The following is an 11585-nucleotide window of genomic DNA, read 5'->3' on the forward strand; positions in this document are numbered from 1 at the left end:
CCGCTTGAACGAGCTCTGGAAACGAGTCCAAGACCTCTTGACCCCCGGTCCCCAGATGGTCGTGAACGTGATCGACGTCCTTTTGGTCACGTACGTGGTCTATCGCCTGCTCAAACTCATCCGAGGTACGCGGGCTTGGCGGGTCACGCTCGGGATCAGCGTTTTCGTCTCCGCCTTGCTTCTAAGCGACCTCTTCGAATTCAGGGCGCTCCATCTGATCCTGCAACAAGCCACGTTGCTCGGCCCCGTCGCTCTCGCCATCCTGTTCCTGCCCGAACTCCGGCAGGCGATCGAGGGCTTCGCCAAAGTCGGCCTTTGGACAGGAGGGCTGATCAACAACAGCGAGCCGGGGATCCATGGAGACGCGCTCGAGGAGATCGTCGCCGCCGTCGCGGAAATGGCCGAATCGAAGACGGGATGCTTGATCGTCGTCGAAAGGGGGACCCACTTGGACGACATCGCCGAGAACGGCGTACCGGTCCGGGCCCAAGTCACGGCAGCCTTGCTGGGCGCCGTCTTTACGGAAGGGAGCCCGCTTCACGACGGCGCGGCGCTGATCCGTAACAACCAGATCCTGGCCGCGGCCTGCCGCCTGCCCTTGAGCGAGAACCCCCGGATCGATAGCCACTTCCACATGCGCCACCGCGCCGGGATCGGCATCAGCGAACAGGCCGACTGTGTCGTCGTGATCGTGAGCGAAGAAAGGGGTTCTGTCTCGATCGCCTTGGACGGAAAGGTCGTGCCCGTCCCGTCCGGCAAGGAGCTCCGCGAACTTCTCACCCAAGAGCTTCGGGGCGGCATGGTGGGGCGCCGGTCCAGAAAGGCGAAGGCTGCGGCCGGAGCCGAGGCGAAGAAGGTAGGGTGAACCGAACCGTGTCGCGCGAGAACTTCCTGATATTCTGCGCATCGCTCCTGATCGCCGTCGGAGTGCTTTTGTCGTTCCCATCGAACGCGGCGCCCGGGTTTCAAGACATCGACGCCCGGATCGAGTACACGGGACTGCCAGAAGGACTGATCCTGGTGGACGAACCCAAGACGTTCAAAGTCCGTGCATCGGGCACGTCGACCCACTTGCGCCAGTTGGACGCCGACGCGGTCTCCGTCACCGTCAACCTCGCAAGCGCGCGAAAGGGGGTCTCGTCTTATCCGGTCGAAGTCGTCGCGCCTAACCGTAGGGGCGTCTCCGTCGGACCACGTGACACCTCGTCCCTGAGGCTCGACGTGCAAAACGTGTCGTCGATCGAAGCAAAAGTCGACATCGAGCCGACGGGACTCCCGCCGCGCGACCTCATTTATGACAGCGCGACCGTCCTTCCTGAGAAGGTGACCCTGATCGGCCCCGCCAGCGCCTTGCCCTTGGTCAAAAAGGCGCGCGTCATCCTGGACTTGGCCGCGATCCGGCCCGGAGCCACCCTCATGGTGCCCGTGGAGATCCTCGGGGACGGCAACCGGCGCGTCTCCCATGTCCGTGCCGAACCTGCCGAAGTCACGGTCAGTCCGGCCGTCGCCGCCGCGCCAGCGTCGAAGTCCGCGCTGGTCAGCCCGACATGGACAGGGCAGCCCGCCTTCGGCTACCGGGTCGAATCCGTCGACGTCCGGCCCGCCCAAGTCCAAGTCGGCGGCGAGAGCGCCGTCCTGGCACGACTTTCCGTCCTCAAAACGTCTCCCGTGAGCCTCGAGGGTCAACAGAAGGACTTTACGACGTCGGCCAAAGTCGTGTTCCCGGACGGCGTCAAACCGGCCGGAGCCCGGGAAGTCCGGGTGACCGTCCGGATCGTCCGGGACGCGGAGCGCCGCCCTTGATCACGGTCCGAAGGATCCATGACGATGAAGCCGAACGGTTCCTGAACCTCCTGTGCGTCGTTTTCCAACTCGACCCGTCCCGGGCCAGGCCGATCTTCTTCGAGCCTTGCCTTTACGACTTGACGCGCAAGTGGGCGCTCTTCGTGGACGGCGAAATGTGTTCGATATTGACGACGACGCCGCTCACGTTCGGTTGGGGGCGCTGTATCGGAATCGCGGGCGTGGCGACACATCCCGCCGAACGGGGCCATGGCCACGGTCAGCGCCTGTTGGAAACCGTCCTGACCCATGCCGAACGGGAAGGAGAAGGGCCCGCCATGTTGTTCGCGCACCAGGAGACGCTGTACCGCCGCGTCGGTTTCCGACTCACGGACGAGGTCGTCCGCGGACCGGTCCGGACCGGCGGACGACCGGTCCAGACGGGCACCGTGCACAGCGCCGAAGTCCGATCGCTGTACGACCGGTGGTCGTCCGCGTCACCCGACCGTCTGCGCAGGACAGAGGACCGATGGCTGTACTGGAACCTGGCCTGCCGTCTGTGCGAGCCGTTCCTCGGAGGCTATGCGGTCGTAGAACCAGGCATCTTGCGCGAAGTCGTCCATACCGAGCCGCAAGACCGTTGGCCCATGGCCCAAGGGACCGAGTGGTACGGGCTGCGGAGCGTCACTTCGGCTTGCGGCGTGCCCTTGAAACGGTCGAAGGTCGAGCTGCTTCTGATGTGCCGCGGGGTCCCGGGCCAACCGCAGATGTTCATGACCGACCAGTTCTGACCGCTTGGGCATCCCCCCTCTGTTTTGAACCTGGCGCGGTATGATCGTCCGCGTTCAGGCCTGGCAAGATGGTACAGATTTACACCTCGGAGAGCGTCAGCGAAGGCCATCCCGACAAGGTCGCGGATCAGATTTCCGACGCGCTGCTCGACGCCTTTCTCGACGAAGACGCGCGATTGCTCAAAGACGGCAAGATCTCACCCGCCGAACGGTGCCGCGTCGCCATTGAGACGATGCTGGCCCATGGCGTCGCGGTGGTCTCGGGGGAAGTCACCAGCGCGGGCTACGTCGACGTGCAAAACATCGTCCGCGACACGATCCGGTCGATCGGCTACACCGACACCGAGATCGGGTTCGACGGTGAGAACTGCGGCGTCCTCGTCGCCATCCAGCCTCAATCGCCGGACATCGCCCAGGGCGTCGACACCGGCGGAGCGGGTGACCAAGGCATGATGTTCGGCTACGCCTCGAACGAAACGCCCGAGCTGATGCCTTTGCCGATCAGCATCGCGCACGCCTTGATGCGCCGTTCGGTCGAGGTCCGGGGAACGTCTGGAAACCCCGGGTTCCGCCCGGACGCCAAGGCCCAGGTATCGGTCGTTTACGAAGGCGGCCGGCCGAAAGCGGTCGATACGATCGTCGTTAGCCAACAGCACGACGAGGACGTCGAGCACCATATGAAGGAACTCGTCCTCGAGCACATCGTCCGTCCGGTGCTCGCCGAGTACGCACCTTACGTCACGAAGGACATCACGTACCATATCAACCCGACAGGACGGTTCGTCCGCGGGGGGCCTGCGGGCGACACGGGGCTGACCGGCCGCAAAATCATCGTCGATACCTATGGCGGCATGGCCCCGCACGGAGGCGGCGCGTTCAGCGGTAAAGATCCGACAAAGGTCGACAGGTCCGCGGCCTATATGGCGCGCTTTGTCGCCAAGACGATCGTGGCCGCAGGTCTGGCCGAACGGTGCCAGCTCGCCCTCGCTTACGCGATCGGGGTCAGTCAGCCCGTCGCCGTCAACATCGAAACGTACGGGACGGAACAGATCGATATCGGCCACATCGCCCAACTCGTCCGAGACACGTTCGACATGTCCCCGCTCGGGATCGCCCAACTCTTGGGACTGCGTGAGGCCCGCTATCGGGACACGGCCCGGAACGGCCACTTCGGCAATCCGGCCTTCCCATGGGAGCAACCGACGAAGGTCGAAGCGTTGAGACAGGTCGCTACGGTCGTCTGAACCCGATCAAGCCTCGCCTTTGATGAGCTTGAGGACGTCCCGGAACGCCGGGTGTCTGGCGTCGCGCATCCACTCGTAGACGACGGACTCGGTATGGGCGACGGCCGTCCCTTCGTCCGACATACGCTTGAGCCCGTTCATATGGGCCGACTCCGTCCGTGCCGAAACGGCGTCGGCGCAGACGATGACGTCCAAATCCTCGTCGAGGAGGTCGTGCGCGGTCTGACACACGCAGATGTGGGTCTCGATCCCGACCATGACCACCTGTGGCCGCTTGAAACGGTCGAAGAGTTTCACGAACGCCTCCTCGCCCCAACAACTGAATGCGCTTTTGGCGACCGGTCGGACGCTCTTGTCCAGAAGCTCGGCGAGCGACGGTTCCGTCGCCCCCATTTTGTCGGGCACCTGTTCGGTCACGATCACGGGGACGTCAAGCAGTCCGGCGCAGGAGACCATAAGCTTGATCCTTTCCAAGACTTCGTCCCGACGCCAGACCGTATCGAAGAACTTAGGCTGGACGTCGACGACGACGAGGATCGCATCCTCGAGACGGGCAAGCATACGACCGTTATGGCACGAGCGTCAGTCGCGATGCCGCTGGACCTTGAAGACGAACTGCTTCGTGGACGCTTCCTCGTCCACTTCCTTGCGCCGTTGACGGTTCAGCAAGAACGTGCTGAACGGGACGTAGACGAAGCAAAGTCCTGCAAAGAGGTAGAAGAAACTCTGCGAGTGGTTCCAAGGGTTGGACGTCATCTGCTCGACGATGGCGGCCCCGATGAGGGCGCAGAGTACGATCCCGGTCACGGCACCGAAGCCAAGCGCGGAGAACGAACGGGCCTTAACGGGCTCCACCGTGATCTTGTTCTTCGACCGGACCTGAGCGAGGAGCCCTTCGATCTCGCCCGTAGGTGCCGCAAGCGCTTCGGCCAGATCTTCGACCTGTACGGCCGAAGCTTCGCGTTCCTGCCAAAGTCGCAGGACTTCCTCGGCTTCTTCAGTCGACATCGACCGGAAGTCGGTGGTCTTCACGCTCATTCCTCCATCTTAACCCACGGTGCGCGCCGCCTCACGGTTGCACGGACCGACGAATTGTACGGAAAAGTCCACAAGAGTGGAAACCCGGTCGTATTGTCGGTCTTGCGAATCCGGAGACAGCCCGATGATCTGACCCGGGCGAACGTGCCTCTTTTTGTCTGTTTTAGAAGCGTCCCATGAACATCATCACGACCCTAGGATCACTTGCCGGCTCCCTCCCGTCGAGTTTGCTCGGGGGCTCAGGAACTTCAGGCAGTTCCGGAATTTCCGGAAGTTCCGGCCCCTCCCCGGGAGCAGGCGGAACCGGCTCGACAGGTCCGTCATCGTCCGACTCGTCGGGAACGTCCGGCTCGTCGTCGGGCTCGAGCGGCGCATCGGGCGGTCCGTCGGGTACAGGCCCTGTCGAAGCCGGTGGCCACACGTCGGCCCCGGGCACGTCCGGATCCTCATCGTCGATGTCGGCCCCAGGGCCATCGACCGCCGTGAACTCAAAGAGCCTCAAAGCGACGAACGCATCGAGCCGCACGATCGCTGTCAAAGCGACCGTCACGGACTTAGGCGACGTGACTGTGGTCAAGGTCGAGGACGATGACGTTCAAAGAGCCGTCACCCAGTCCTTGTTGACACCGTCCGTTACAGAGGTCGACGAGAAGAAACTCCGGGACGACGTCCGAGCGACGTTGCGCAAAGCCATGGCCCAGCTTTCGATGCCCCTGTTCGTCCCGGATGCTTCCAAGTCGGACGAACTCTCGACCGTGCTCTCCCTTCTGAAGGCCCTTCAACCCAAGGACATGCGAGAGGCCGAGACTTCGACGCGTATGGGGCTTCCGCTCGACATGAAGCTCTAGCTACGGACGGCTCAATCGATCGGCCTGAGGACGCAAGGAAGGAGTCGACCGCCGTCGACCTGGTACAAGGCCAAGACGTGGCCGTTATCGGAGCCCGCGGCCGCCCTCACGATCGGAGCCGATGCCAATGTCCCTGGTCGCAAGAGTTCCGTGACCTTGACCGGAGGACGGCTCCAGTCTGTCCATACCCAGACCTCGTCGTTCTTGTCGTTTCCGACGACCCAGCCCCGGTCGTCGATCGTCACCGGACGGATCCCTTGCGGAGCAGGCAACGAGTACAGAATCCCCTTTGACCAGACACAGACTGTCACCCCCGAAGCCGTGGAGTACCAACCCAGAACGTCATCAAGCGAGTTCGCGCCTCCTGCCGCTCCCTCGATCGCTCCCTTCGGCAAGGGTAATGAAAGGAACCCTCGCTCGAGCGACCACCGGACGGGCCGACGCACTCCGAACTCGAACAGGACGCCGCTGACCACGCCGGTTTCAGAGAGATCAAGGGGGCGACCGAAAAAACGGCCTTGCACCAGTCCATACTTCGATCTTCGGTCGGATCCTGCCCTACCCTAGGGCCGGCGAAACCGTGCCGGAGCATTCACCGAACCCGACGCGGTACCCGTCTCCTTGGGCATAGGCCCGGAACGTGACGGTGTCCCCGTCTTCGAGGAACGTCCTTGATTCGCCCGTCTCGTCGAGCGTCAGGGGTTGTTGTCCGCGCCAAGACAACTCGAGCATCGATCCGTACGTGCCTTCGTCAGGCCCACTGATCGTGCCCGATGCGTAGAGGTCGCCGAACTCGACGGGCGTCCCGTTCGAGGCCTGATGCGCCAACTGCTGCGAAACGGACCAATATAAGTGCTTCGTGTTCGAACGGCAGACCAGTTGCTCCGAAGTCATGCGGGACGATCGGAGCCACACTTCCAACTCGATGTCGAAGTGGGACGCCTTGCTCGTCCGGAGGTACGGGAGCGGAGCCGGGTCTTGCTCCATACCCGTGGTGCGGAACGGGTCAAGGGCGTCTAGCGTGACGATCCAGGGCGAGACGCTCGTCGCAAAGGACTTGGCCAAGAACGGTCCGAGGGGTTGATACTCCCAGCGTTGGACGTCGCGGGCCGACCAGTCGTTCACCAACACCAGCCCGAGGACGTGGTCCTCTGCGGCCGTGGCGGTCACCCGCTTGCCCGGTTCTTGACCGTGCGAGACGTAGAATCCCATCTCAAGTTCAAAATCCATCTCACGGGTCGGCCCCCATTCCGGAGCAGCGGCGTCCGCGGCTTTCGTCTGACCCTTAGGGCGGACGATCCTCGTGCCGGAAGCAAAGACCGACGAAGCCCGGCCGTTATAGCCGATCGGCATCCAACGGTAGTTCGGGAGAAGAGGCGGCTGGTCGGGGCGGAACATCTTGCCGACGTTCGACGCATGGTGGATGCCCGAATAGAAGTCGACGAAGGCGGTCGGTGGGATCGGGACCTGGAGGTTGGCTTTCGAAACCGGGAAGAACGCTTTCTCCCGGGCTTTTTTATCGTCGCGCAACCTCGGCTCGGAGTCCAGCAAGAGTCTGTACACCGATTGTCGGAGCTCCCTCAGCCGTCCGTCTCCGAGTTCGATGAAACTGTCCAGGATCGGGAACTCCTCGTCGTCAAGGATCCCAAGTTCGGACAAGACCATGAGGTCGAGGGCTTGGTCTCCGATGGCGACGACGACCGACTCGTTCCGACCCTTGGGTGCGGCCAGCCCGAACGGAAGGTTTTGGATCGGGAAGTCGGACGACGGGTCGACAGGGATCCAGGACTTGGCGTCCGCCGGAACGACGAAGGGGGTCAAGCGGCACCTCCTTCCGTCCAACCTAACGCCCGAAGGCCATCGATCGGCTCCTCGACGGAGCAAGAGCCGAACCCTCCGAACACTCCCAAGAAGTCCTCGATGTCCCGTTCGCTCAGCGTGCGGCCGGCGACGCGGGCCGATGTGTCGTCGAACGAGAAGGCCCCTGCGTCCTCGGTGTCCAGGATGCTCTGGATCTCGCGCCGGGACAAGTCTTGGGTCACTGCCAAGGCGCCGGCCATCATGACGTTGACGAACCCGTGTCGGTCGGTCCCAAGCTCCGGGTCAGGGTGCCGCACAGGATCGTGGAGCCCTGCGGTGAACTTGAAGGGAGCCTCTAAAGCGGCACATTCACTGATGAATCCGGCAAGGTTCTCCGAAGACGGAAAGGCCTCGGCCCGCACGCCGCCGGTCCGCGCCTTGAAAGCGACGTCTTCGAGGGACGACGCGGCCTCGTGCATGGTGTCGACGAGCCCCTCGTCCCATCCGATCTCCGCGTAGAGCGGCAGTTCGGGGAGCCCGACGAGTCCCGGGAGCTTTTTCAAGGCGGCCAGACCCGACGACCGGGACTCTGGAGACGTCAGCTTCGCCTCATAGGCCACGAGCGTCATTTGCCCGCGGTTCGACGATTCCTGCATTTCGATCACGTCGTGCCGGATCCGAGCTGCGGCGTCACCCTCTAAGGGGCTGCCCACGACCGAAACCTCAAGGACCGTTCCCGGATGGCCCTTCAATTCGGAAGCCAGTTCGGCCAGCCGTGAGGCGTTGCAGACGAAACTGTCGACGATCCATGCGTTCTCCGACTCCAAGTGCCGTTTGTATTCCTTAACGGCATCGGACATTCCCAGTCCGGCAGGCGGGAACAATCCGGCATAGTCGATCGAACGCCCTAAAAGGCGTTTGAGCGAGGCAGTCATGAAGGGAGTTTAGCCCCTTCCAGCCGGAGCGGCGATGCCCTAGACCACCGTCAAGCCTCTGACAGGCCTTTCAAACGGTTCAAAGCTTCGCTCCATGCCGTCCTTAGTCCGTCCGCTTCGGCCCGCGTCTGGATGCGGCTCGTCATCACGTTCATCAGACACTTGCCTTTGTTGTCTTGGAACTGGACGTCGACCGTCATCGGGGCGGTGCACCCCGGATGCTCCCAAGAAAAGCGAAGGTCTTTGTTCTCTCGGACCCGGCTGAACGTCCCTCGGCAACCCGCGTCGCACGAAAGCGCGCCTCCTTCCACCGCGTCTTGCCGCCCGCCGTCGCCGAACATCTCCTGGAAGGATTGGGGATCCGTCCAGACCGCGTAGACCTTGTCAACGGGCGCAGCGATGTTCTTGGTACAACAGATCGTAAACCCTTCGGCAAGACCGTCCTTCTTCTTGATCCCGTGGTGGGCTTCGTAAGCGACGTAGATGGTCGTCGGCCACCAGGGGTCTTTACCCGGCTGTTCCATCCTTTGCGAGCTTTCTCGACGACCCTTCTTGAGAGCGTCGATTCCGTCCAAATGTGCGAACCATTCGGCGAACGTCTTACCGGTCGCAGCGCGGCATGCGTCGTCGGTGACGGGATGGTCGGGCGTGTTCGAGACTTTCATGTTCGTTTTCCTTCAAAGTGCTTGATGAGACTGTTCAACGTCTGCTTGTTTCCGTCCATGAAGAAACGGCGCATCTTCATGGACTCGTCCTCCCTTCGGAAGCCGATCATCTTGGACGTGACGCGTGTCTTCTCTGCCCCGATCGGATCGAAGTAGACGACGGTCCAGACCTGTGAGATCGCTTTCTTGAACGGAAACGTCTCGGGAGACTTCGTGTTCCTGATCGCGAGCATCCTCTCCGGATCGAACGCTATGATCGTGTTCTCGATGGCATCAGGCCCGCTCAAGTCGGTCCCGGGCTGATATCCCGTCCGGATCTTGCCGCCGATCTTCAGGTCGACGTCCCCTTCAGCGACCATCCACGACTTGATCCCTTCGGTCGTGGTGAACGCCCTCCAGACGTCCTTCACCGGTCCGGGGACGATGGCAGCGTGCACCAACGTTTGGTCGGCCGTCGCCAAATTGAGCATGTCGTCCGAGTGCTGGACCACGGGCTCTTGTGCGGTCAGTGCCATGAGCGCGATAAGGGTGTTCATGTGTTTTCGATTCCGTCCCGAACGGTCGCGGATCCGACCGAGCGAGGGGCCGACCACTCGAGGCCGCTTGCCAAAAGGCGGTCGTAATGGTCGCGGAGCTGAGCGACGGCGGTATCGAACGGTTCGATCGTCCGATAGGTCTTGGCGAGCATGACGGCGCCTTCCATGACCGTCAAGGTGAACAGGGCGAGCGCGCGAAGGTCCGTTCCCTCCGGCAATCGGTCAGAGGCGGCGGCCAAGTTCTCTTCCACCGCGGCCAGCCAGTTCTCAAAGTTCTCACGCATGAGGCTCCGAGCATGGGGATGCGAGTTGCTGAGTTCGAGGGCAAGGTTTCCGATCGGACAACCGTATTGGAACTCCAGCATCGTGACGAGCTGGCGGTAACCGTCAAGGACTCCGAAGATCCGCTCGATGGGGTCGTCGATCCGCTCGTACACGGGCTTCAGAAGGCCCTCGTAAATGTTGTCGCGGTACCACTCGAGCACGGCCACAAGGAGGTCCTCCTTGGTCGGGAAGTAATGGTAGAGGCTTCCGCTATGGACTTGGGCCGACTTGAGGATCTGGGCGATTCCGGTCGCGTTGTAGCCTTGAACAAGGAACAGGTCGCGGGCAGATTCGACCAGCCGCTCCCTGGTATCGATCGGAGGCGGGCTCACGACCAGTCGCCCCACTTTGCCGTCATGGACGAAACCTTACCCTATTCTTAGTTGATCGTTCAACCCAGACGACCAAGGAAGGGAGCGGTTCACCGTTCCTTGGGGGCCAATGGGACGCCCGCCGCTTTGAGGAACGCGTTGAAGACCGGTTCAGGGTACGTGTTGATCCTGAAAGAGCCCCGCAGACCTGGCGATTCGTAACGTCCGTTGAGGCACTCGAAGCAAACGAGGACGTCGACGGTGGTCTTGCCGTCCGAAGCATGAATCGCGTGGCGCGGAGAAAAACAAAGGTAAACGTCCCTCGGTGCGTCTTTGATGCCCTTCGACAAGGCTCGGACGAGGGTCGCCTGATCAGCCTTGGGGCCGATTCGGGCCTTGCCCAAAACTCGAAGACCAAAGTAGGGCCCGGGTTTCCCTTGCACTTGAACGGGGTCGACGGAGACCAGATCGAAGGAGCGCGCGCGACGGAGGACTTCAAGGATCCGGTCGGGCAGCGCGTTCCTCTCCGGTTCCGGAGTTTGGAGTACGAGAAGGGCCCACAGCATGGCGGTCCACCGTCGACGAGGCTACCTCAAGCCGTTCCCTGCCAGGTCTCAAACACAGAAGGCCCTCCGATCGCTCGGAGGGCCCAAGATGAGAGCTCCGTGGTGAACACAGCGTTCGACCTGAGTTTGTCGGCCTCCCCGGTGGGGCGCCGAGTTCTAACTCTTAAGGAGGTGATCCACCCACACCTTCCGGTACGGGTACCTTGTTACGACTTAGTCCCCCTTACCCCCCTCACCTTCGGCCGCTCCCTCCTTGCGGTTGGGCCACGGACTTCGGGTGAAGACAATTCGGGTGACTTGACGGGCGGTGTGTACAAGNNNCCCGGGAACGTATTCAACGCAGTATAGCTGACCTGCGTTTACTAGCGATTCCGCCTTCAAGGAGTCGAGTTGCAGACTCCTATCTGAACTGAGGACGTATTTTTGGGATTAGCTCCATCTCGCGATATCGCTGCCCTTTGTTGCGCCCATTGTAGCATGTGTGAAGCCCCAGGCGTAATCGCCATGCTGACTTGACGTCATCCCCACCTTCCTCCGGCTTGCACCGGCGGTCTCCTACAAGTTCCCGGCATTACCCGCTGGCAACATAGGACGAGGGTTGCGCTCGTTGCTGGACTTAACCAAACACCTCACGGCACGAGCTGACGACAGCCATGCAACAGATGTCTTCGTGTTCCTTGTGGGAAGGAGCGGCTTTCACCGCTTTGCACTCGATGTCAAACCTGGGTAAGGTTCTTCGGTTAGT

The 11585-nt window shown here is 62.1% G+C and carries 15 protein-coding genes and 1 rRNA gene (1 of these 16 running past the window's edge); 5 read left to right on the top strand and 11 right to left on the bottom strand.

Annotated features, from left to right (window positions below; all coding sequences use genetic code 11):
• Nucleotides 1-4: 4 nt before the first annotated feature.
• The 4 genes from JST30_02840 (at nucleotide 5) to JST30_02855 (ending at nucleotide 3817) form a co-directional block, all read left to right on the top strand.
• Entirely contained in the window at nucleotides 5-865 is an 861-nt protein-coding gene (locus tag JST30_02840; protein MBS1713256.1) for a TIGR00159 family protein, read from the top strand.
• The gene (locus tag JST30_02845) at nucleotides 862-1803 is read left to right on the top strand and encodes a hypothetical protein (protein MBS1713257.1); all 942 of its coding nucleotides are present in this window, start codon (nucleotides 862-864) and stop codon (nucleotides 1801-1803) included. Before JST30_02840 ends, JST30_02845 begins: the two co-directional genes overlap by 4 nt.
• Nucleotides 1800-2573, top strand: a complete 774-nt coding sequence (locus JST30_02850; protein ID MBS1713258.1) for a GNAT family N-acetyltransferase — start codon at nucleotides 1800-1802, stop codon at nucleotides 2571-2573. Before JST30_02845 ends, JST30_02850 begins: the two co-directional genes overlap by 4 nt.
• A gap of 68 nt (nucleotides 2574-2641) precedes the next feature.
• Entirely contained in the window at nucleotides 2642-3817 is a 1176-nt protein-coding gene (locus JST30_02855; GenBank protein ID MBS1713259.1) for a methionine adenosyltransferase, read from the top strand.
• A gap of 6 nt (nucleotides 3818-3823) precedes the next feature.
• On the opposite strand, the gene JST30_02860 is transcribed toward JST30_02855, so the two are convergent.
• The 3 genes from JST30_02860 to JST30_02870 all read right to left on the bottom strand — a co-directional run bounded on the left by JST30_02860 (nucleotide 3824) and on the right by JST30_02870 (nucleotide 5432).
• On the bottom strand, nucleotides 3824-4378 hold the full coding sequence (locus JST30_02860; GenBank protein MBS1713260.1) for an isochorismatase family protein: 555 nt from the start codon (nucleotides 4376-4378) through the stop codon (nucleotides 3824-3826).
• A 21-nt stretch (nucleotides 4379-4399) separates the two neighbouring features.
• Nucleotides 4400-4855, bottom strand: coding sequence for a hypothetical protein (locus JST30_02865; protein ID MBS1713261.1), 456 nt, complete (start codon nucleotides 4853-4855; stop codon nucleotides 4400-4402).
• A 163-nt stretch (nucleotides 4856-5018) separates the two neighbouring features.
• Nucleotides 5019-5432: a hypothetical protein gene (locus JST30_02870; protein ID MBS1713262.1), complete on the bottom strand. Its 414-nt coding sequence runs from the start codon at nucleotides 5430-5432 to the stop codon at nucleotides 5019-5021.
• Here JST30_02870 and JST30_02875 point away from each other — a divergent pair.
• Entirely contained in the window at nucleotides 5419-5703 is a 285-nt protein-coding gene (locus JST30_02875; protein MBS1713263.1) for a hypothetical protein, read from the top strand. The two genes, JST30_02870 and JST30_02875, sit on opposite strands and share 14 nt — an antisense overlap.
• An 11-nt stretch (nucleotides 5704-5714) precedes the next feature.
• On the opposite strand, the gene JST30_02880 is transcribed toward JST30_02875, so the two are convergent.
• The 8 genes from JST30_02880 to JST30_02915 form a co-directional block, all read right to left on the bottom strand.
• Nucleotides 5715-6179 (bottom strand): hypothetical protein, encoded by a 465-nt coding sequence (locus JST30_02880; GenBank protein MBS1713264.1) that lies wholly within the window; start codon nucleotides 6177-6179, stop codon nucleotides 5715-5717.
• Between the two features lie 82 nt (nucleotides 6180-6261).
• Nucleotides 6262-7524: a fumarylacetoacetase gene (gene fahA, locus JST30_02885; protein ID MBS1713265.1), complete on the bottom strand. Its 1263-nt coding sequence runs from the start codon at nucleotides 7522-7524 to the stop codon at nucleotides 6262-6264.
• The gene (locus tag JST30_02890) at nucleotides 7521-8438 is read right to left on the bottom strand and encodes a hypothetical protein (protein MBS1713266.1); all 918 of its coding nucleotides are present in this window, start codon (nucleotides 8436-8438) and stop codon (nucleotides 7521-7523) included. The genes fahA and JST30_02890 overlap by 4 nt, the downstream gene beginning before the upstream one ends.
• 50 nt (nucleotides 8439-8488) lie before the next feature.
• Nucleotides 8489-9103: an SRPBCC domain-containing protein gene (locus tag JST30_02895; protein MBS1713267.1), complete on the bottom strand. Its 615-nt coding sequence runs from the start codon at nucleotides 9101-9103 to the stop codon at nucleotides 8489-8491.
• On the bottom strand, nucleotides 9100-9639 hold the full coding sequence (locus JST30_02900; protein MBS1713268.1) for an SRPBCC domain-containing protein: 540 nt from the start codon (nucleotides 9637-9639) through the stop codon (nucleotides 9100-9102). Before JST30_02900 ends, JST30_02895 begins: the two co-directional genes overlap by 4 nt.
• Nucleotides 9636-10295, bottom strand: a complete 660-nt coding sequence (locus JST30_02905; GenBank protein ID MBS1713269.1) for a TetR/AcrR family transcriptional regulator — start codon at nucleotides 10293-10295, stop codon at nucleotides 9636-9638. The genes JST30_02900 and JST30_02905 overlap by 4 nt, the downstream gene beginning before the upstream one ends.
• A gap of 89 nt (nucleotides 10296-10384) precedes the next feature.
• A complete protein-coding gene (locus JST30_02910) occupies nucleotides 10385-10624 on the bottom strand; it encodes a hypothetical protein (protein ID MBS1713270.1) in 240 nt (79 codons plus the stop codon).
• A 380-nt stretch (nucleotides 10625-11004) separates the two neighbouring features.
• Nucleotides 11005-11585: ribosomal RNA gene (locus JST30_02915) — 16S ribosomal RNA — on the bottom strand (it continues 914 nt past the right edge of the window).

It is taken from the genome of Armatimonadota bacterium, assembly GCA_018268395.1.
Lineage (GTDB): Bacteria > Armatimonadota > Fimbriimonadia > Fimbriimonadales > Fimbriimonadaceae > JAEURO01.